Here is a 19,183-nt window from a genome sequence, read left to right as displayed (position 1 = left end):
CATGTCCCCGCTATCCTCATCACCGCTCCACAACCTCACCGCCCGGGAACTCGGGGAAGCATACGCCGCGAAGGAGCTCTCCCCGGTGGACGTCGCCGATGCGGTGATCGAGCGGATCGAAGAGCGGGAGCCGGTACTCAACGCCCTCTACCAGTTCGAGCCGGAGGCTGTCCGGAAGGACGCTAAGGCCAGCGAACGGCGCTGGCTGGAAGGATCGCAGCGCGGCCCGCTGGACGGCGTGCCGATGTCGGTGAAGGAAAACATTGCCCGTGCGGGAGTGCCGATGCCCTCCGGAACGGCGCTGTCCAACCCGAAGGTGCCGCAGAACAACTCGCCAATTACGGACCGGATTCTTGAGGCCGGGGGAGTGATCGTCGGATCCACTACCATGCCCGACTGGGGCATGCTCTCCTCCGGCGTCTCCAGCCTGCATGGCATCTCGCGCAGCGCGTGGAATCCGGCCTGGACCACGGGCGGCTCCAGTTCCGGGGCCGGGTCCGCGGCCGCAGCAGGCTACGGCCCGCTGCACGTGGGCACGGACATCGGCGGATCCATCCGGCTCCCGGGTGCGTGGCAGGGCCTCGCGACGTTGAAGCCGAGCGCCGGCCTGATTCCGCTGGACGTTCCCTACATCGGCCGGGCCGCCGGTCCGATGGCCCGCACCGTCGCCGATGCCGCGCTATTCATGACCATTCTGGGCCAGCCGGATATTCGCGACTACACCGCCCGGCCCTACCCTCCCATGGACTGGACCGTGGGAGAATGCGATGTGTCCTCGCTCAAGGTGGCCCTGCAGACGGAGGCGAATGCGGGAGCTGCGGCTGATCCTGAGGTGCTTGCGGCAGTGAAGGGCGTGGCCCAGCAGTTCGCGGACGCCGGCGCCCAGGTGGAGCGGCTGGAGCCGTTCATTAATCAGGACATGCTGGACGGGCTGGACCGGTTCTGGCGGACCCGCTCCTGGGCGGACTACCGCGAATTGTCCGCGGCCGAGCAGGAGAAGGTCCTGCCGTACGTCGCCCGCTGGTGCCAGGGCGGCTCGCGGTTCGACGGCGGCGACACCATCCGCAACTTCGGCAGTATTGACCAGATGCAGAAGGCGACGATCGCGGCCACGGCAGAGTACGACGTCGTTATTTCGCCGGTCGCGCCGATGGCCGCGTTCCCAGCGGAGCAGCCCATGCCGGTGGACGATCCCGACCAAACTATGGCACACATCGCGTTTACCGTCCCCTACAACATGTCCGGGCAGCCGGCGGCCACGGTGAACTGCGGTTTTACCGCCGACGGGCGGCCGATCGGCGTGCAGCTTTCCGGCCGGGTCGGCGCGGACGACGGCGTCCTGCGCGCCGCGGCATGGTACGAAAGCGTCCGTCCTGCTGCAGCAACGCCGGACTGGATCAGCCTGGATTAACGACCCGCCTGGCGGCAGCCGTGTCAGCGAGAGTGGTATACGACCACTAGATCCGAGATTTCAACGCTCCCTTCGCCCTGGACCGCGATTGTTAGCACGTTGTCAGTGTCTTTCAGATGGTTTCCGGGAATAACCTCATGCCATGATCGCGGTCGAGTGGCTTCTGGCTCTGGGGGATCAAAGTTGTAGTCGACGATGTGTTCGTGGTCGTTGAAATGCATCAGTAAACGAACCACATTATTGACCTTGAGCCGAAAGAGCAGAAGCGCAGAGCGGCTCCTTTCAACTCCATGACAGTCGATGTTCTTGATGTGCAGGTCACTGATGGAGTTGTTTGCCGGGTCAGGAAGAAGGAAGAGATCGTCGCGGATGGCGACGAACTGAGCGAAGCTTGGCATGGTCGCACCTAACTCTAGTTCTGCCGATGCAATAGTTTGCGCCTGAATCCAGACCCTGACAAGGCTTGCGATCCGGCGCCAATCAGCGCGTCTACCGGGAGATGAAGCAACCTACTCCGGCGTACCGAAGGAGGCCAGCGCCGCCAGTGCTTCGCGGTCCGCATCCTGGAGCAGATGTCCGTAGTACTCGAAAAGGCTGCTGCGGGCCAGATGCTCTGCGAGGTGCGCGTCGCGGTTGCGGATGGCTTCGAAGACGTCGCTGTGGTGGGCGATGGTCCGCAGCATCAGCTCTCGGTCATCCCCGCTCTCTTGGATGGAAGACGTGATGAGCTCCTCGATGGACTGGCGGACGGCTTCGCCGGAGATCTGGATCATGGCGTTGCCGCTGGCCCGGGCCACTACGTCATGGAAGTCCAGGTCTGCCTGGCTGAAGGCCTGCTGGCCCTGCTGCCGAGCCTGGCGCATCCGGGCCATGGCCTTCTCCAACTGCAGCAGGTCCGTCTCCGTGCGCCGGGTTGCCGCCAGGGAGTTCGCGGCGGACTCAAGGGTCATGCGGTAGATCAGCAAATCGGACAGGCTGGACGAGGACGCCTGCGTCAGCCGGGTCATAAGCTTGCGCAACGGCGCGGCTGTGGGCGCGAGGATGACGGCGCCGCGTGGATCGCCGGGGCGAGCCGCTACGAGACCGCTGCTTTCGAGGACGCGCATGGCCTCGCGGACAGAGGATCGGCTGACCTCGAAACGGGTGACGAGTTCGCGTTCGCCGGGCAGCCTGTCACCAGTTTTGAGCTCGCCGCTGAGAACCGCTTGTTCAACATGCTGGACGATCGCTTCGAAAGCACGGGCTTTCGGCGCCGACTGCACTGTTGATGTCTCGCCCATCAAAGTTCCTTCCCTGGACGGTCCCGATTCAGTCTAGGAATTCGGCGGGTCGAAACGGCCGTCCACCGCGGTCCAGCCGCCGTCTACCATGAGCACTGAACCCGTCACGTAGCTGGAGGCTTTCGAGGCCAGGTACACCACCGCGCCGGCGAGTTCTTCCGGCTTCGACCAACGGCCCAGTGCGCCCTTCTGGGCATAGGCGTTGTACCACTCGGGGTTGTTCTTGATCTGGGCGGTCAACGGCGTTTCGACCACGCCGGGTGCGATCACGTTCACGCGCACGCCGTCAGGCCCGAACTCGGCGGCGGCGGTCCGCGCGAGCTGCACCAGGGCGGCCTTGGTTGCCGCGTAGACGCCTTGCCCCGGCTCCACGACGTAGGCGCGGATAGAGGCGAACCCGATAATGGACCCGCCGCCGTTGGCCGCCATCTTCGGCGCGAAGGCTTGGACCAGTGCGAAGGAGGCGCGCAGGTTCAGGTTCACCACGCGGTCGAACTCCTCCATGGTGTAGTCCGCGATCCGCTTGCGAACGTTCATGGCGGCCGTAAAGACCAGGGCGGAAATGTCGCTGAATTCATCCGCCGCGGCGCGGACTGCGTCGATATCCAGGACGTCCAGCTGGGCGGAGGTCGCGGAGCCGCCGATCATCGCGGCAGTTTCTGCCGCTGTCGTACTATCCCTGTCGGCACAAACTACGGTGGCGCCGTGAGCGCCGAGGGCAAGGGCTGCTTCGCGGCCGATGCCGCTGCCGGCGCCGATCACCAGGACGCGGTCGCCGGAAAACCGGAAGAGCTGGGTGTAGTCCATTCGTGGGTCCTTCGTGGAGGGCTGGTGCTTACGGTCTGATCATGGCCATGCGGGTCACGGTGAATTCCTCGATGGCGAAGCGCGGTCCCTCGCGGCCGATGCCGGAATCCTTCACCCCGCCGTAGGGCATGATGTCGGAACGGAAGCCGGGGATTTCATTGACGACGACGCCGCCGACTTCCAGCTCGTTGACGGCGCGGAAGGCGGTCTCCAGCGATTTGGTGAAGACGGCAGCCTGCAGGCCGTAGCGCGACTGGTTGACCAGCTCGATCGCCGCGTCCACGTCCGGCACGGTCTGCAGGCAGACCACGGGCCCGAAGATCTCCTCGCACCACAGCTCTGCATCCGCCGGGACGCCGGTGACGACGGTGGGCTGGATACTCCCGTCGCTGAGCTCGCCGCCGGCCAACACCTGCGCACCGCGGGCGGTGGCGCTGCCGATCCAGCCCATAATGCGCTGGGTGGAGGCCTCATTGATGACCGGGGCAACGCGGGTGTCCGCCGAACGGGGATCGCCGACCGTTACTTCGCCCAGCCTGGCCAGCAGCGCCTGCTCGAATTCGGCCGCGATCGGCTGCTCCAGGACAATCCGCTGGACGGAAATGCACGCCTGGCCATTGGCATAGAAGCCGCCACGCAGCACCGCATCAACCGCGTCGGCGATGACGGCATCCGCGGCAACGATGAAGCCGGTATTGGACCCGAGCTCCAGCACGGCCTTGCGCGGTGCGGCGTTCTTCGCGATCTGGTGGCCGACCGCGGCGGAACCGGTGAAGGAAACGACGGCGGCGCGCGGGTCGGCCACGAGCGTTTCGCCGACCTCGATGCCGCCGGTGACCAGCTGAACAGCGGCGGACGTGACGCCGTGATCGGCGAGGACCTCGCGGATCAGGTGCACCGCCCACAGCGTGGCCAGCGGGGTGTTCGGGGCAGGCTTGATGATGATCGGGCAGCCGGCGGCAATGGCCGGTGCAAGTTTGTGGCTTGCCAGCAGCAGCGGGTAGTTGAAACCGGCAATACCAACGACGACGCCGGCGGGGCGCCGCGTCCAGTACCCCACCATGCCTTCGCCGAGGGGCTGCAGATCCAGCGGCACGGTTTCGCCGTGCGTGTGGGCGACCTCCTCTGCGGCCGCGGCCCACGTGGTCAGGGTCCGGGCGACCTCGGTGCGGCAGTCGACCAAGGGCTTGCCTGTTTCCAAGACAAGGAGCTCTTCAAGCTCGGTGCTGTGAGCGGCCAGCGCACCGTGTACCGCCATCAGGACCGCTCGCTTCTTGCCGGCACTGAGCTTCGCGGTTTCGGCGAAGGCCTTTTCTGCCGCATCGAGGGCCAGCCGCGCATGGTCCAGGGTGCCCACCGGTGCCGCGGCCACCACCGAGCCGTCGAAGGGGAAGACCACATCGGCGCTGTCTTCACAGGGCGCCCAGCCATCACCTACAGGCAGTCCATCCGGGTATGCGTTCAAGTAGGGGGACACCATTCCTGCCTTCGCCGTTGAGGTCTCAGTCTGAGTTCTGCTGGTCTGACCAGTAGATGCTCAAGGCTAGCCAGAGCAGGACCACGCGGTCAATCAGTTTCCCGATTCTCGTGTGGATTGGCGTCATTTTTCTTACAACCGTTGACAAGTTTCGGCTGGACGGGAACAGTCGGAGCCAACAACCCGTTTCTGGATCCCGGGCCCTCCGCCGGATTGTCCAGCCAACCCACGGAGACGGTATCGATGACTTCCGCTTGGCGCAGCAGCGTCTCCCTGGTGGAGGAAACGGCGGCGTTGATCCGAGAGCGGGTTTTCGCTGGCCGCTATGAACCTGGGGACCGGCTCACCCAGGCCGGCCTCTCCGCCGAGCTTGGGCTCAGCCGGACCCCGCTGCGCGAAGCACTGCGGGTGCTCGAACAGGACGGAATTGTCGTCCTCGATCCGGCCGGCGGTGCCTCCGTGGCCGCGGCAAACCCTGCCCAGCTTCAGGACGCCTACGCTTTCCGCGAGGCGTTGGAAACGGCCGCCTGCCGGCTGGCCGGCCCACGATTGACTGGCAGTACGCTGGCGGAACTGGACCGGCTGGTCGACGAGCAGCGGAGGGTTGGCGGAACGCGCTTCCATCAACTGGTTTCGCGCTTCCACGCCGTCCTGCTCGAAGCCTCCGGCAACAGCTATCTGCAAAAGCACCTGAGCCTGGTGCGGATGACGGAGGAAGTGTTCCGTCCGCGCTACGGGCTCACCACGGAAGCCGCACTGGAAACGGTAGGTGCCCACGCCGCCGTCGTAAATTCCTTGCGGCAGCGTGCGCCGGACGAGGCGGAACGGCACATCCGCACGTACTTGGCCCAACAACTCGACATCATGATGCAGCAGGAAAGGCAGCCCCAGTGAGAACCCATAACATCGCCGTCATCCCCGGAGACGGCATCGGCCCCGAGGTGATGGACGCGTCCCTGATGGTGCTGGCGGCCGCGGAAAGCGCGTTCGGTTTCACCGCGGAACTGACACAGTACGAGGCAGGGGCACAGCATTACCTGCGCACGGGCGAGCTGTGGACTTCGGAACTCGAAGAGCGGCTGCGCGGCCACGACGCCATCCTGTTCGGAGCCATGGGCGATCCCGCCGTCAAACCCGGGATTCTGGAACGCGGGTTCATTCTTGCCATGCGGAAGGCGTTCCAGCAAGCGGTGAACCTGCGTCCGGTCAAGCTCTACCCGGGGGTCGCGACGCCGATCGCCGGGCTCACTCCGGAGCGTTGTGATCTGGTGATCGTGCGGGAAAACACCGAGGGCGCGTATGTGGGCCAAGGCTCCACGGTCCACGCCGGCACGCCCTATGCGGTCGCCGTGCAGGAATCGGTGAACACCCGTCCCGGGATCGAACGGGTGGTGGACTATTCGTTCCGTCTGGCGGCGAGTCGGCGCGGGAAGCTGACGCTGTGCCACAAGAAGAACATCCTGATCGAGGCAGGGAACCTATGGCAGGACACTGTGGACGATCTTAGCGCCAAGTACCCGGAGATCGAGGTGGACTACGTGCACGTGGACGCCATGTGCTTCCATCTGCCCGTGGCGCCGGAGCGCTTCGACGTTGTGGTCACGGACAACCTCTTCGGCGACATCATTACCGACCTCGGCGCCGTCATCCAAGGCGGGCTGGGCGTGGCCGCAAGCGCCAATCTGAACCTGGATGGCTCCGCACCCAGCATGTTCGAAGCGATCCATGGCTCTGCCCCGGACATCGCTGGCAAGGGCTGGGCCAATCCCGTGGGCGCGGTGCTCTCCACCGCCATGTGTCTGGCGCAGCTGGGCGAGCAGGACGCTGCGCTGGCTATTGAAGCCGCTGCCGTCCAGGTTCTCGCCGGCCTGCCGGAGCTCTCCGGGCCGGGAATGGGGAATGACACCGCCGGTGTCGGCAAGGAAATCGCCGCCCTGGTTGGAGCAGGTCTGCCGCCGGTTGCCGGGCGCTCGGTTATGGAAGACCTGGCCGGGCTGAAGGCGAAATAACCGCATGCCCAGGCCCTTCACGCTGATCCAGCTGCGGTACTTCGCCGTGGTCGCCGAGACCGAGAACATGACGTCCGCGGCCCAGCGGCTGAACATCACGCAGTCGGCACTGTCCAATGCGATCTCGCAGCTGGAGCAGGAGCTTGGTGTGCAGCTGTTCATCCGGCTTTCGCAGCGAGGGCTGAGGTTGAGCCCTGCCGGGCGGCAGTTCGCGCAGGAACTGCCGGCATTCCTGGAGCACGTGGATTCGCTGTACGAGTCGGCCCGGGGGCTCGCGGAGAACCTGACGGGCGAGCTGAAGGTGGGGATCTTTGCCCCGCTGGCGCCCTTCCGGGCACCGGTGATCCTGCAGGCATTCGAGCGGCAGTACCCCGACGTGAATGTGTCCTTCCTCGAGGGCGACCAGGAGTTCCTGCGCCGTTCGCTGCTGGAGGGGCACTGCGAGCTGGCGCTGATGTACACGCTGGGGCTCGGCGGAGGCGTCAGTACGCAGTTGGTGGAGCGCGTCCCGGCCCACGTGCTGGTCCATGAGGAGCATCCCTTGGCGGCGAACCCGGAGCAGGGGGTGGCGCTGCGGGACCTCGAGCAGGAGCCGATGATCCTGCTGGACCTGCCGCATACCCGCGAGTACTACCTGCAGCTGTTCCAGCTGGCCGGGGTGAAGCCGAACGTCCGGCACCGGGTGTCCGGCTACGAGACCGTGCGCTCCTTCGTGGCCCGCGGGCACGGGTATTCGCTGCTGAACCAGCGGTTGCACCACGATCTGACCTACGCCGGCGGACGCGTGGTGCCGCTGCGGCTGGTGGACGAAGTGCCGGGCATAGAGGTGGTGCTGGTCCGGCCGGAGGGAATGCGGCCGACCCGGCGCGCGTTGGCATTCGAAGCCGTGTGCAAGCAGCTGTACGGCGCCGAGCGGTAGGCGAGCCCTCGCCGTCGTTCTTCGCATCGAGAACATCGATAAGAGTTGCAGAAATAATGAATTAGACAGCTGTGAGCGCTGTCACAGAGACTGGAAGGCATCCCGAAGAGGTCTTCCCAGCGGCGGTCCTGTATCCCGGCAACGACGCCGGAACCGGCCGGACCTCAGCTAAAACACACAGGAGGAACCGCAGTGCGAGTTCACCAGTCATGTTTCCGCCACGTCATGCACGACCCCGCCGGCCCCGGCAATCCACGCCCCGAAGGGTGGCAGCGATGACCACCAACGAAACCCAGACGCGGCCCGGAGCGGCCAGCGCAACGGCCTTCGCCCAGTCCGGCAAGACCACCGGGATGCAGAAGCGCGTCCTGGCCGGCGGCAGCGTGGGGCAGTTCATCGAGTTCTACGACTTCGCCCTCTACGGGCTGTCCGCCGTGACGCTTTCGCAGCTGTTCTTCCCGGGCGAGAACGCCCTGATCGGACTGCTGGCCACGTTCGCCACCTTCGGCGTCGCCTTTGTAGCCCGCCCGATCGGCGGCCTGTTCTTCGGCCAGCTGGGCGACCGGATCGGCCGGCGCAAGGTCCTCTACATCACCCTGGTCACCATCGGCGGAGCTACCGCCGCGATCGGCCTGCTGCCGCCGTATGCCGCCGCCGGTGCCCTCGCCCCGGCGCTGCTGGTGCTCTGCCGGCTGCTGCAGGGCTTCTCCGCCGGTGGTGAATCAGTCGGCGCTCCGGCCTTCGTATTCGAGCACGCCCCGGTCAACCGCCGCGGCTTCTGGCTCAACATCACGCTGGCCGCCACCGCGCTGCCGTCCGTGGTGGCCGGCGCGATGATCCTGATCCTCAGCCAAAGCCTGTCCGACGACGCCTTTTTCGCCTGGGGCTGGCGCATTCCGTTCCTGCTGGCGCTGCCGCTGTCCCTGTTCGGCGTCTGGATCCGCTCCAAGACCGAGGAGTCCGAGGCCTTCAAGCAGGTCGCCGCGAAGGCCGAGCAGAAGGAATACAGCCCCATCCGCGACGCGTTCCGCGAGAACAAGGTGCGGATGCTGCAGGTCATCTTCGTCATGGGCCTGACCGCCATGGGCTTCTACTTCCTGTCCGGCTACTTCGTCGGCTACGTGCAGACCACCGGCAACCTCAGCCGCGAGGCGTCCCTGATGGCCAACGCCGCGGCGATGCTGTTCTACGCGCTGCTGCTCCCGGTCGGCGGAATCATCGGCGACCGGGTGGGCCGCAAGCCGATGCTGGTCGCCGGGTCCGCCGCGATAGCCCTGCTGGCCTTCCCCTGCTTCATGCTGGTGACCAGCGGATCCTTCGGCCTGGCGATGCTGGGACAACTGCTCTTCGTGGTCCCGCTGTGCATCTACGGCGGCGGCTGCTACACCTTCTTCGTCGAGATCTTCAGCACGAAGACCCGCTTCACCTCCGCCGCGGTCAGCTACAACCTGGGCTACGCGCTTTTCGGCGGCACCGCCCCGTTCATCGGCACCGCCCTGGTCACCGCCACCGGCATCGGCTTCTCGCCGGCGTTCTGGCTCTGCGGGGCAGCGGTCATCGTGTTCCTGCTGCTCACGCTGACCAAGGTCCCGGAAACCCGCGGCCGCCTCGGCTGACCAAGCACGACGGCGGGAGCCCGCCTTCCGCCGTCGTGCTCTGCCAACGCTTATATCGCCTTCACTTTTTACCGCCTTCGCTGGCCCGCGCGGCCGGCCGCTTAGCCTTCCAGGAGTTCCACCATGACAGCCGACGCCTTCCTCAAGGACTTCCACCACGTGGCCACCATCGGCGCGACGCCGAACAACGGGGTGCACCGCCAGGCCGGCACCGACGAGGACCGCCAGACGCGCGACTGGTTCGCCGGGTTCGCGGCCGAGCACGGCTGGGAGGTGCGGGTGGATGGCATTGGCAACATGTTCGCGCTGCTGGAGTTCCGGCCCGGGGCGAAGTTCGTGCTGATCGGCTCGCACCTGGACAGCCAGCCGCTGGGTGGGCGTTTCGACGGCGCGTACGGTGTGCTCGCGGGGCTGCATGCCGCGGCCAGGATCGAGGAGAAGGTGCGTGCCGGCGGTGAGCTGCCGCCGTTCAACCTGGCAGTGGTCAACTGGTTCAACGAGGAGGGCGGGCGGTTTGCGCCGTCCATCATGGGCAGCTCGGTCTACGCCGGCATCATGGACCGCGAGCAGATGCTGGAGGTGCGGGACCTGCAGGGCGTTTCGGTGCGCGAGGCGCTCGCGGGAATCGGCTACCTCGGCACGGACGAGGCGCCGGAGCCGGCGAGCTACGCGGAAATCCACATCGAGCAGGGCCGCATCCTGGAGCGCGAGGGCCTGACCATCGGCGCCGTGGACTCCAGTTGGTACACGCAGAAGCTGGATATCGAGGTGCTCGGCGAGCAATCCCACACCGGCGCCACCGCGATGGCGGACCGGCACGATGCACTGGTGGCGGCGTCCAAGATTGTCCTGATGGTCCACGATGTCACCGGCAACTTCGATGAGGAGGCGCTGGTTTCCTCCGTGGGGCAGCTGACGCTGGAGCCGAACTCGCCCATTGTGGTGGCGCGCCGCGTGCACCTGGTGGCGGACCTGCGCTCCAACAGCCCCGAGATCGTGAAATCCGCGCGGGACAGCCTGCTGGCGGACATCGCCGCGCTCGCCGAGGAGCACGACATCCGGATCAACGTGAAGGACTTCGACATCCGTGCCAACCAGTACTACCCGGAATCCGGCGTGGAGCTGACCGAGAAGATGGCGGCCAACCTGGGCCTGGGCGTGCGCCGGATCCAGACCATGGCCGGGCACGACTCGGTGGCGATGAACCGGATTGTCCCCTCGGTGATGATGTTCATCCCGTCCGTGGACGGCGTCTCGCACTGCGAGCGGGAGTTCACCACGGACGCGGACATGCTGGCCGGCCTCGACGCGCTGACTGAGGTTGCCTTGGAGCTGGTGAACGGCGCGCTGCTGGCGGACGAGGGCCCGGTCCCGGCCGAAGTCGACGCTTCATCTGCCGCCGTCGTTACCGGTTCCTCCGGCACCGTCGCCACCGCAGGAGCCAACTCATGAGCAAGCCGCATTACCTGAGCGCGGTGGAGGCGCTTCGCCTGTTCCGCTCCCGCGAGCTCTCCCCGGTGGAGCTGATGGAATCCGTCGTCGAGCGCACGGCGGAAACCAACGGGACCGTCAACGCCTTCACCGAGACCATGTTCGACGACGCCCTCGCCGCCGCCCGATACGCCGAGCAGCGCTACCAGCGCGGAGATTACGACGGCCGGGCCTCGGGTGCCGCCGCCGGTTCGGCTTTGCTTGGCCTGCCCATCGCAACCAAGGAGAAGCACGCCATCGCCGGGCGCAGCCTGAGTCAGGGGCTGCTGTCCTGCGCTGACGATGTTGCCGCTGCCGACCATCCCGTGGTCGAGCGGATCAAGGCCGCCGGCGGAATCATCCATGCGCGGACCACGTCGCCCGAGTTCAGCTGTGCGACCATCACGCACAGCCCGATGTGGGGCATCACCCGGAACCCCTGGAACCCGGAGTACTCACCGGGCGGCTCCTCCGGCGGGGCCGGCGCCGCGCTCGCCGCCGGCATGGCTACGCTCGCCACGGCGTCCGACATCGCCGGCTCCACCCGGCTGCCCGCATCCTTCACCGGTAACGTCGGCTATAAGGCACCGTACGGCCGGATCCCCGGGATGCCGCCGCTCTCCGCGGACTGGTACCGCGGCGACGGGCCGATGGCTCGCACCGTTGCGGACACCGCGCTGCTGACCAACGTCATGGCGGGCCCGCACCCGATCGACCACACCTCGGTGGGCCCGGCCGAACCGTTGCCTTTGGAGTTCGGCCCGGTCGATGGCATGCGCATCGCCCTGTGCGTCCGCCTCGGCGACTACCCGGTCATGGCCGACGTGGAAGCCAACACGCGCGCCGTCGCCGCTGCGCTGGAAGCAGCCGGCGCCGTCGTCGTCGAAATCGAACTGCCCTGGAACAGCCGGGAGATCAGCGAAACCATCTTCACGCACTTCGGCCACCTCCTCGGCCCCGCCATGGAGGAAGCGACCGCCGGCAGCGAGGACCAGCTCGCTGCCTACACCCGCCGCTTTATGGCCGACGCCCGTGCCGCCGCAACCCGCAACAGCCTGCTCGACGGGCTGAAGGCCGAGACGCGTATCCAGGCGCAACTCGCCACCGCCATGGCCGGGTTCGATGCCCTGATCTGTCCCGCGTCCGCGGTCTCGGCGCTGAAGGCCGACGAGGATTACCTCGACGGGATCGACGTCGGGGGAGTGCACCTGGACCACTACTGGCAGGCGCACATGACCGCGCCCTTCAACATCAGCAACCGCTGCCCCGTGCTCGCCGTCCCCAGCGGACTGTCCGAGGTCGGTGTGCCCACCGGCGTGCAGATCGTTGGCCACCCCTATGACGACCTCACGGTCTTCCGCATCGGTGCCGCCGTGGAGCAGGCCCGCCCCTGGGCCGGCAAGCTGCCGCCGCTTTAGGCCGTGACCTTCAGTCCCGACCTGGTCAAGTCATTCCCGAGTCGCGTCTTCTACAGGGGTGTAGGGCTATGGCGTCCAGATGAGAATGTCGGCGAGCCGAAGGACGGACAATCGGTGTCCGTCAGGGGTATTCCGAGTAGCCGCAAGGTCTGTGAGCCACTCGAGGTTTTCCCGGATGTCCTCCCACAGGGCCCGTCGGACGTGCGCCGGCCGTCTTGCGCCATAGAAGTCACGTACGCGGGAGTCGATGAGCGGCACGATGTGGGGTCGGCGGCGATGCAGCATCTTGGACACGGTTACGGCCGTCCACCACTTGACCGGGATAGCAGCAGTGTTGGCTTGGGCCAAACTCTCGAGAGACTGTTCGAGCTCATCCAACGTTTCATACGACTCGAATGATCGTGCTCCCTGGAGATTGACCAGGGCGTTGTCGAGAGCATGCCGAAGACGCTGCGCCGGTCCGTCTCCTCCTTCGGAAAGAGCGGGATGACGTCACGGCCGCTCAGTTGCAGGCTCAGGAGGTTGGCCATCAAAACGTCGGAGGGAGCGAGCGGTGCTTCGATATCACCCCTGTGGTCATAAGTATTGAAGGCATAGCCCAAGGTCGTGGAGGTGTATTTCGCCAGCTTCTCAGATGCAGACGTTTTCAGTGAAGCCAGACCGTTTGAAGCCATTACGGTTCCCCCTGTTTGAATGTGGTTACTGCTTTCGATAGCAACTGACGATCAGCCACGCCGTTCCATATGGCAAGGCTAGCCGCCGATCGGCGAGTCGTTGCCCCGGCGATAGGAATATGCTGACGAATAGCTCTTAACAGACCGCATATCAGGAATGCAGTGACCTGTTATTTACATCACATGGGAAGCATGCTTACATTTGATTGCACGTTCCATGCGGGGAGGGGGACAGCCATGGGAAACCGACTAGCGAAGCCGGTTGCTGTCTCTGCCCGCGTTCTCCTCGCCGCCGGTCTCGGCGCATTGGGGTGGACGTTCTGTTCGACAACGACGGCGGCTGCCTCCGACGAATCCGCGGGTCTACGTGCGCCCGAAGCGACGGCTCAAACAGTGGAGACCCCGGCCGCAGAATTGACCGACCCCGCAGCTGCAGCCGTCGACGCAGTGGTCGGTCAAGCCACTCCTGATCTGACCGGGGCTGAGGCGCCGCCTGCGGTCAATCCGGCTCCGGCTGATCATCGTGTAGTTCAGGAACTCGGTGCTGTCGTCGAGGCTGGCGCACCCGTTATCGAGACCCCGGCCGCAAAAGTAGTCCAAGCGGTGCCGGCAACGGAGGTTGTCCAAACGGCGGTGCCGACGGCGGAGGCCGTGGTCCAGGAACTTGATGTCGCCGTGCAGCACCTCGACGTTGCGGTGCAGGACGCGGGGCTGCCCGCCGTCCTGCCGGAGCAGCCCCTGAACTCCGTCACTGACACCGTCGTCGGCCAGTTGGATGAAGCCGTGGAAGTGGTTGCCGCTCCCATCGAGGTCGTCACCGCCCCTGTTGAACAGGTGCTCGAACCGGTGACCGACGAACTCCGTCTCGCTGTCCCGATTCTGCCCGAGCCTCCTGCTGTTCCGGTCACGGACTCTGAACCTGCACCCGAAGCGCAGGCACCGGCCGAGCCAGCCGCCGAACCGGGGCCTACCCAGGCAGAACCTGCCTCTCAGGTTGCTGAGACGGCATCGGGCGTATTCGCGTTGGGCCCGAAGGAAGCCTCCGGCTCGGCTGGAGTCGAAGAGGTGCCCCTCCCATCGGATGGTCCAGAGGGATTCGTTGCGACTGCGGAGGCCGTCGATCTGCAAGCTCAGCCTCCCAGCATGGACATTGTGCAGCTCCCGGCACCCGATGCAGCTGCCGGCATCAGCCGGGCCACTGAAGTTCCTTCCCCAACAGCAGGGCCAATTCCGGTGGCTGCGTTCCCGGTCACGAGCGGTGGTTCGTCAGGTGGTGGCGGCGGTGGATCTGCAGGCCACGGTTCGGCGGATGCTTACCTGACGGGCGGGCAATACCAGTGGGTCGCCGCTGGCCTGGCCCACAGGGCCGAATCTATAGCTCTGCCTGCGTCGCCGGTGTTTGATCCCGGCTCGACGCCTGACTGATCTTCTTCCTGCTGCGCCGGGCTTCCGGCGGCCGGTTTCTGCAGCGCGATCCCTCGCGCCGCATCTATGTAGTCGCCCCGACCGGTCTGCGCAGCTAACCATTCCTCCCCATGGCGGCGCTAGGTCGTGCCACACCACCTCTGGTATCCAGCCGTACCGGCCATCTGCCTGAAGTGCTTGCGAGGCAATCGATTGTTATCCGCGTCTTGAAGCGGACCCATAAACATCTAGTGGGATATCGTCCGCGGTCTCCCATGACCCCTCGAAAGGGTGAATTCAGATGACTAAAGCTTGGGATTGGTGAAAACAGACCAGCACCGCATTCCGTGCATACCGCGTGGAATGCGGTGCTGCTACCCGCTGGACCCCGCCTCCTCGATAGCTGTCCGGAAGATCGGCAGGCTGCGTTCGATCATGTCTTCGTTGGCCGTCAGGGATATACGGAAGAAGCCCGGTGTCTCGAACATGATGCCCGGAAAGACGAAGACATCCTTGGCTGCCAGTCTCTCGGTGAAAGCCAGGTCGTCGGGCACAGGGGATTCCATGTAGAGGTAAAAGGATCCTTCCGACCTGTTTGCCTTGTACCCCATCCCCACCAAGGCATCCACCATTACGTCGCGTTTGCGCTGCAACCGGCCGACGTCGATGGAGAACGTTTCCAGCTGCGGCAGCGCATACTGCAGGGTGGCGTTGGGATAGACCCAGCCCGTGGCCAGTTGCAGTGCCTGGATGACAGTCTGGAGCTGGTCCCGGTCGGGCATCGTGGGTGGAAGAGCGAGGTAGCCAATCCGCTCGCCGGGCGCGAGGTGGGTCTTGCCATACGAGTAGGCCAACAGCGTGAACGGGTAGAACTCCGTCGGACTGTGAAAGCGCAGGCCGTCGTACACAATGCGGTTGTAGGCCTCGTCGGAGACAAGGTAGATACGGCGGGAGTTCCGGGCCGAGGCCTCTTCCAGGAGGGCGGCCAATTTCATCAGCAGTTCCGGCGGGTAGATGCGGCCGGTTGGATTGTTGGGGGAGTTGACGATCACCACCCGAGTTCGCGGCGTGATGGCTGCGCCTATCGCGTCCAGGTCGAGGTCGAAGGTCTCGGTGTTGATCTGGACCTTCACCGGTGTCAGTCCGGACTCCACGAGGATCGGCTCGTAGCAGAACCACGGCGGCAGGCTATAGATAACCTCGTCACCGGGATCGGTCACGGCCTTTAACGCCAACGCGATGGCAGTGAAGCCTCCGGTGGAGAGATAGATGTGCTCGGGCTCGAAGGGCACGTCCAGAAGGCGCTGCAGCGAAGCCGCCGCAGCATCCTGCGCCTCCGGCAGGTTGGTCTTGTACGCGAACCATTCGTTGTTCTGCGGTGTCAGCACCTCCCGCAGCGCAGCCACGTACTCGTCCTGGGGCATCTGGTGGGGATTGCCGAAGCCGAAATCACAGGCGGTCGGCTCGAATTTGCGGCGCGCGTAAAGCGAGTTGTTCAGGAACGTGTTGATCAGCTGGTACGACGGGATGGCTGCGATGGCCGCTGCCCGTTGCGAAGCTGCAGTTCCCGGTGCTCCGGAAGCTTGAACGCCGGATTGTGTCGTGGTCATGGGAGTGTCCTTCGAGGCCGTGCCGATCAGGTCGGCGGACTGATGACTTCCCGTGCCGGAGCCCCCAGCGGCGGCGGTACGTTACATGTTCCTCCGGACCATCTGTGCACACAACGCATTCCCATGGCCCGGAGACCTTCCCGGCTCAGGCCACCTCGTGCCAGGCGGCTACGATGCCTGGAACGGCCCGTTCGAGTTCCTCGTGCGGAAGCGCAAACGGGGTGCGGATCCAGTGCTCCAGTCTATGATCTTCGACGGCGAACACGGAACCGGGAGCCAGCAGGACTCCGTGCCGTGCGGCGGCCTCGGCCAAGGCGGTCGAGCGGGGCGCGGGCAGGTTCCACCACAGCGAGAGCCCACCGGCCGGCAGATTCGCCTTCCAGCCGGACAGCTGTTCGCTTAGTGTTGCGTGAAGCCAGTCCCGCGCCGCGCGGATACGCAGGCGGGATTCGTCGGGCAATCCGTTCCCAGTCTGCAGCATCCGGGTGAGGACCAGCTGTTCGAGCACGGGTGCGCCGAGGTCCAGTGAGGTGCGCATCGTGGTCACCGCGCCCTGCAATGACTTGGGGCAGCGGATCCAGCCTAGCCGCAGGCCTCCCCAATGGGATTTGCTGGCGCTGCCGATGGAGGCGATGCGATCGGAGTAAACGGCCATCGGTTTGACGTCGGGCTTGGAGTCCCACCAGAGATCAACCGCGGTCTCATCGACGATACCCACGGTCTTGGCCGCGTCCAGCTGCCGTGCCCAGCGTTCGCGACCTTCGTTGTCCAGCAGTGTTCCCGTGGGATTGTGGAAATCGGGGAGGCAGAGCATCGCCGCCGGTTGGACTCGCCGCAGCGCCTGGCCCACCGCCTCCAGATCCGTCCCGTCCGGGCCGATGGGTACAGCGGACACCCGCGCCCCGTGGTGCCGTAGCGATGCGATGGTGTTGGGATAGCTGGGACTTTCCGCCAGTACCCGGGATCCGGGAGGCAGTACTGCGCGGATCACGGCGGCGAAGCCGGCCAGAGCACCGTTGGTAACGACAATCTGTTCCGGCGAGGTCTCCAGTCCGCGCCGCCGGTACGTCTGGGCAATCTCGCTGCGCAGCTCGGGCAAACCCAGCGGGAAGTAGCCCATGCCGGAAATGTAGGCAGGCAGCTGAGCCATGGCAGCTTCGTAGTGCTCCACCATGCCGACAGGGGCGGATGGTGCGGCACAGGTCAGATCCACCGCGTGGCGGCCGGCGGCTTCCAGCTCGACCCCGCCGTCGGGCATCGGTTCCTGGCCGCCCGACGCCGGACCGCCGGGAACCGTGATGACGGTGCCGGAACCCTGGCGTGCGGTAGCGAAGCCGCGGTCCCGCAGTTCCGAGTAGGCGCGCGAAACCGTGGTGCGGCTCAGGCCCAGCTCCGTGACCAGCTCCCGCTCGCTCGGCAGGACCGTTCCATGAAGCATCCGCCCATTAGTCACCAGCCGGCGGATGCCGCCTGCCAGCGAGGCGTACGCAGGTCCTTCCTCCGCCAACGGGCCGATCATCGAGTGCAGCCGCGTGGCGGAGACCCGCCGGTTCTGTACATCCATGTGGCCATTCTCTCGCAATTGGCTATTTTTTTGAAGGCCACTTTGAGGGAGTATTGATGCCATGAGCACGGAAGCAAGCCCCGACACCACCACTGATCTCAGTACCCAGCCAACGACGACGGCGGCGGCCGCAGTTAAGCGCCGCTTCAGGGGCGGCACTATCGAGCTCAGCAATCTCAGCCCGCTTGAGCAGCTCAAGGCAGGGCGCCTGCCGCGCCGTCTGCTGCAGCTGTTCATAGGCCTGAGCCTGTACGGGCTGGCGATGGCAGCGTTTGTCCGCGCCGGCGTCGGGCTTGATCCCTGGGACGTGTTCCACTACGGCATCGCCGAGCGGATCAACCTCAGCCTCGGCACCGTGGTCATTATCGTGGGCTTCCTGGTCCTGCTGCTCTGGATCCCGCTGAAGCAATGGCCGGGTCTCGGTACCGTCGCCAACGTCGTCTGGATCGGTGTCGCCACAGATGTCGGGTTGCATTTCATTCCCGCAGCAGATCATCCCGCCAGCCAGTGGGGCCTGTTCACAGTGGCGCTGGTGTTCAACGGGCTGGCAGGAGCGCTCTACATCGGCAGCCAATTCGGCCCCGGACCGCGCGACGGACTCATGACCGGATTACACCAGCGCACCGGACTCAGCCTGCGGTTGGTCCGTACCGGCATCGAGCTCACCGTCCTGGGCGTCGGTTGGCTGCTCGGCGGCATCGTTGGTTTCGGCACCCTGGCCTACGCGCTGCTGATCGGACCGTTCACACAGTTCTTCATGCGCTGGTCCATTGTGCAGCTGGACCGCCCTGCCCTCAAGCCGGCAACGAAGCAGTAGCCTCGCTGCCGGTTCGAGGCTCCGGACTAAAATTTGGTGACGGTGATGGTTGTCGCGGCGCAGGAATCGGCGTACTTGATCAGGGCCTTCTTCTCGGTGCTGTCCACCTTGAGCCCCCAGCGGACCTTCATCGCAACCCAGTCCGCTACGTACTTGCAGCGGTTCTTCGGCGGCATCCACGCCTCCGGACCCTTGGCTTGTTTGGCCGAGTTCAGAGCGGACGTCTGGGCGCTGAGTGCCCGGCCGTCGCCGAGGTCATTGTAGAAGGCGACACGGCGGGACTGGGACCAGTAGCGTGCCCCGGATCCCCAGGCTTCATGCACCGGGACAAGGTGGTCGATCTGCACTGCCGACGCCGAGTAGTGCGTGCGGTTGTCCCAGTTGGTTACCCACTTGCCGGTGCGGACTGTGCAGCCTTTGGAAGTGGTGTACTTGGTCCGGACCTTGGACTCCTGGATCAGTACTTCGGCCCTGGTGTTCTGGCAGTCCCGGTTCGTGTCCTTCCAAGAACCGAAGTAGCGGTCCCGGTCATAGCCGGTGTTCCGCTCCACGGCCACCGGCAGCGCACGCGCAGCCGACCGCAGTGATGCCTTATAGACAGTGGCTGCCTCGGCCGGAACGGCGAGTCCTGCAACCAGAAGAAGGGCTGCCACAACGGCAGCAAGAAATTTCCCCAACATAACAAGTCCCCAAACTTGATAACCCCA

The 19,183-nt window shown here is 65.5% G+C and carries 18 protein-coding genes; 9 read left to right on the top strand and 9 right to left on the bottom strand.

The genetic code is table 11. The annotated features are described in order from the left end of the window. The first annotated feature begins 1 nt into the window (after position 1). The gene (locus AC5RWO_RS07005) at positions 2–1,411 is read left to right on the top strand and encodes an amidase (protein ID WP_498730445.1); all 1,410 of its coding nucleotides are present in this window, start codon (positions 2–4) and stop codon (positions 1,409–1,411) included. Positions 1,412–1,434: 23 nt separating this feature from the next. Here AC5RWO_RS07005 and AC5RWO_RS07000 read toward each other — a convergent pair whose 3' ends face one another. The 4 genes from AC5RWO_RS07000 to AC5RWO_RS06985 form a co-directional block, all read right to left on the bottom strand. Beyond that, the gene (locus AC5RWO_RS07000) at positions 1,435–1,809 is read right to left on the bottom strand and encodes a hypothetical protein (RefSeq protein ID WP_498730443.1); all 375 of its coding nucleotides are present in this window, start codon (positions 1,807–1,809) and stop codon (positions 1,435–1,437) included. A gap of 111 nt (positions 1,810–1,920) precedes the next feature. Beyond that, the gene (locus AC5RWO_RS06995; RefSeq protein ID WP_498730441.1) at positions 1,921–2,691 is read right to left on the bottom strand and encodes a FadR/GntR family transcriptional regulator; all 771 of its coding nucleotides are present in this window, start codon (positions 2,689–2,691) and stop codon (positions 1,921–1,923) included. A gap of 33 nt (positions 2,692–2,724) precedes the next feature. Next, positions 2,725–3,498: an SDR family NAD(P)-dependent oxidoreductase gene (locus AC5RWO_RS06990; RefSeq protein ID WP_498730439.1), complete on the bottom strand. Its 774-nt coding sequence runs from the start codon at positions 3,496–3,498 to the stop codon at positions 2,725–2,727. Between the two features lie 28 nt (positions 3,499–3,526). After that, on the bottom strand, positions 3,527–4,978 hold the full coding sequence (locus tag AC5RWO_RS06985) for an aldehyde dehydrogenase family protein (RefSeq protein ID WP_498730438.1): 1,452 nt from the start codon (positions 4,976–4,978) through the stop codon (positions 3,527–3,529). A gap of 240 nt (positions 4,979–5,218) precedes the next feature. Here AC5RWO_RS06985 and AC5RWO_RS06980 point away from each other — a divergent pair, with 240 nt between their 5' ends. From AC5RWO_RS06980 to AC5RWO_RS06955, 6 genes are all read left to right on the top strand, one after another. Further along, positions 5,219–5,869, top strand: coding sequence for a GntR family transcriptional regulator (locus AC5RWO_RS06980; RefSeq protein ID WP_498730436.1), 651 nt, complete (start codon positions 5,219–5,221; stop codon positions 5,867–5,869). After that, on the top strand, positions 5,866–6,984 hold the full coding sequence (locus tag AC5RWO_RS06975; protein WP_498730434.1) for a 3-isopropylmalate dehydrogenase: 1,119 nt from the start codon (positions 5,866–5,868) through the stop codon (positions 6,982–6,984). The genes AC5RWO_RS06980 and AC5RWO_RS06975 overlap by 4 nt, the downstream gene beginning before the upstream one ends. A gap of 4 nt (positions 6,985–6,988) precedes the next feature. Further along, positions 6,989–7,903: a LysR family transcriptional regulator gene (locus AC5RWO_RS06970; RefSeq protein ID WP_498730432.1), complete on the top strand. Its 915-nt coding sequence runs from the start codon at positions 6,989–6,991 to the stop codon at positions 7,901–7,903. Positions 7,904–8,178: 275 nt separating this feature from the next. Then, entirely contained in the window at positions 8,179–9,519 is a 1,341-nt protein-coding gene (locus tag AC5RWO_RS06965; RefSeq protein ID WP_498730431.1) for an MFS transporter, read from the top strand. A 123-nt stretch (positions 9,520–9,642) separates the two neighbouring features. Then, entirely contained in the window at positions 9,643–10,971 is a 1,329-nt protein-coding gene (locus AC5RWO_RS06960; RefSeq protein WP_498730429.1) for a M20 family metallo-hydrolase, read from the top strand. Beyond that, positions 10,968–12,407 (top strand): amidase, encoded by a 1,440-nt coding sequence (locus tag AC5RWO_RS06955; protein WP_498730427.1) that lies wholly within the window; start codon positions 10,968–10,970, stop codon positions 12,405–12,407. The genes AC5RWO_RS06960 and AC5RWO_RS06955 overlap by 4 nt, the downstream gene beginning before the upstream one ends. A gap of 66 nt (positions 12,408–12,473) precedes the next feature. Here the strand turns inward: AC5RWO_RS06955 and AC5RWO_RS06950 are convergent, their stop codons facing one another. Both AC5RWO_RS06950 and AC5RWO_RS06945 read right to left on the bottom strand, forming a co-directional pair. Further along, positions 12,474–12,785 (bottom strand): DUF6308 family protein, encoded by a 312-nt coding sequence (locus AC5RWO_RS06950; protein ID WP_498730426.1) that lies wholly within the window; start codon positions 12,783–12,785, stop codon positions 12,474–12,476. Further along, positions 12,704–13,081: a hypothetical protein gene (locus tag AC5RWO_RS06945; RefSeq protein ID WP_498730923.1), complete on the bottom strand. Its 378-nt coding sequence runs from the start codon at positions 13,079–13,081 to the stop codon at positions 12,704–12,706. Before AC5RWO_RS06945 ends, AC5RWO_RS06950 begins: the two co-directional genes overlap by 82 nt. 237 nt (positions 13,082–13,318) lie before the next feature. On the opposite strand from AC5RWO_RS06945, the gene AC5RWO_RS06940 reads away from it, so the two are divergent. Further along, positions 13,319–14,506: a hypothetical protein gene (locus AC5RWO_RS06940; RefSeq protein WP_498730425.1), complete on the top strand. Its 1,188-nt coding sequence runs from the start codon at positions 13,319–13,321 to the stop codon at positions 14,504–14,506. Between the two features lie 353 nt (positions 14,507–14,859). Here the strand turns inward: AC5RWO_RS06940 and AC5RWO_RS06935 are convergent, their stop codons facing one another. After that, positions 14,860–16,095 (bottom strand): aminotransferase class I/II-fold pyridoxal phosphate-dependent enzyme, encoded by a 1,236-nt coding sequence (locus AC5RWO_RS06935; RefSeq protein ID WP_498730423.1) that lies wholly within the window; start codon positions 16,093–16,095, stop codon positions 14,860–14,862. A gap of 145 nt (positions 16,096–16,240) precedes the next feature. Further along, positions 16,241–17,659, bottom strand: a complete 1,419-nt coding sequence (gene yczR, locus AC5RWO_RS06930) for a MocR-like transcription factor YczR (protein ID WP_498730421.1) — start codon at positions 17,657–17,659, stop codon at positions 16,241–16,243. 61 nt (positions 17,660–17,720) lie between these two features. Here yczR and yczE point away from each other — a divergent pair, with 61 nt between their 5' ends. After that, a complete protein-coding gene (gene yczE / locus AC5RWO_RS06925; RefSeq protein WP_498730420.1) occupies positions 17,721–18,476 on the top strand; it encodes a membrane protein YczE in 756 nt (251 codons plus the stop codon). Between the two features lie 26 nt (positions 18,477–18,502). Here yczE and AC5RWO_RS06920 read toward each other — a convergent pair whose 3' ends face one another. Next, positions 18,503–19,129, bottom strand: a complete 627-nt coding sequence (locus AC5RWO_RS06920; protein ID WP_498730419.1) for an HNH endonuclease family protein — start codon at positions 19,127–19,129, stop codon at positions 18,503–18,505. Positions 19,130–19,183: the final 54 nt, after the last annotated feature.

It is taken from the genome of Arthrobacter sp. B055-34 (assembly GCF_059090425.1).
The sequence above is the reverse complement of the archived record's forward strand: the minus strand, read 5'-3'. Positions and strand labels throughout refer to the sequence as shown.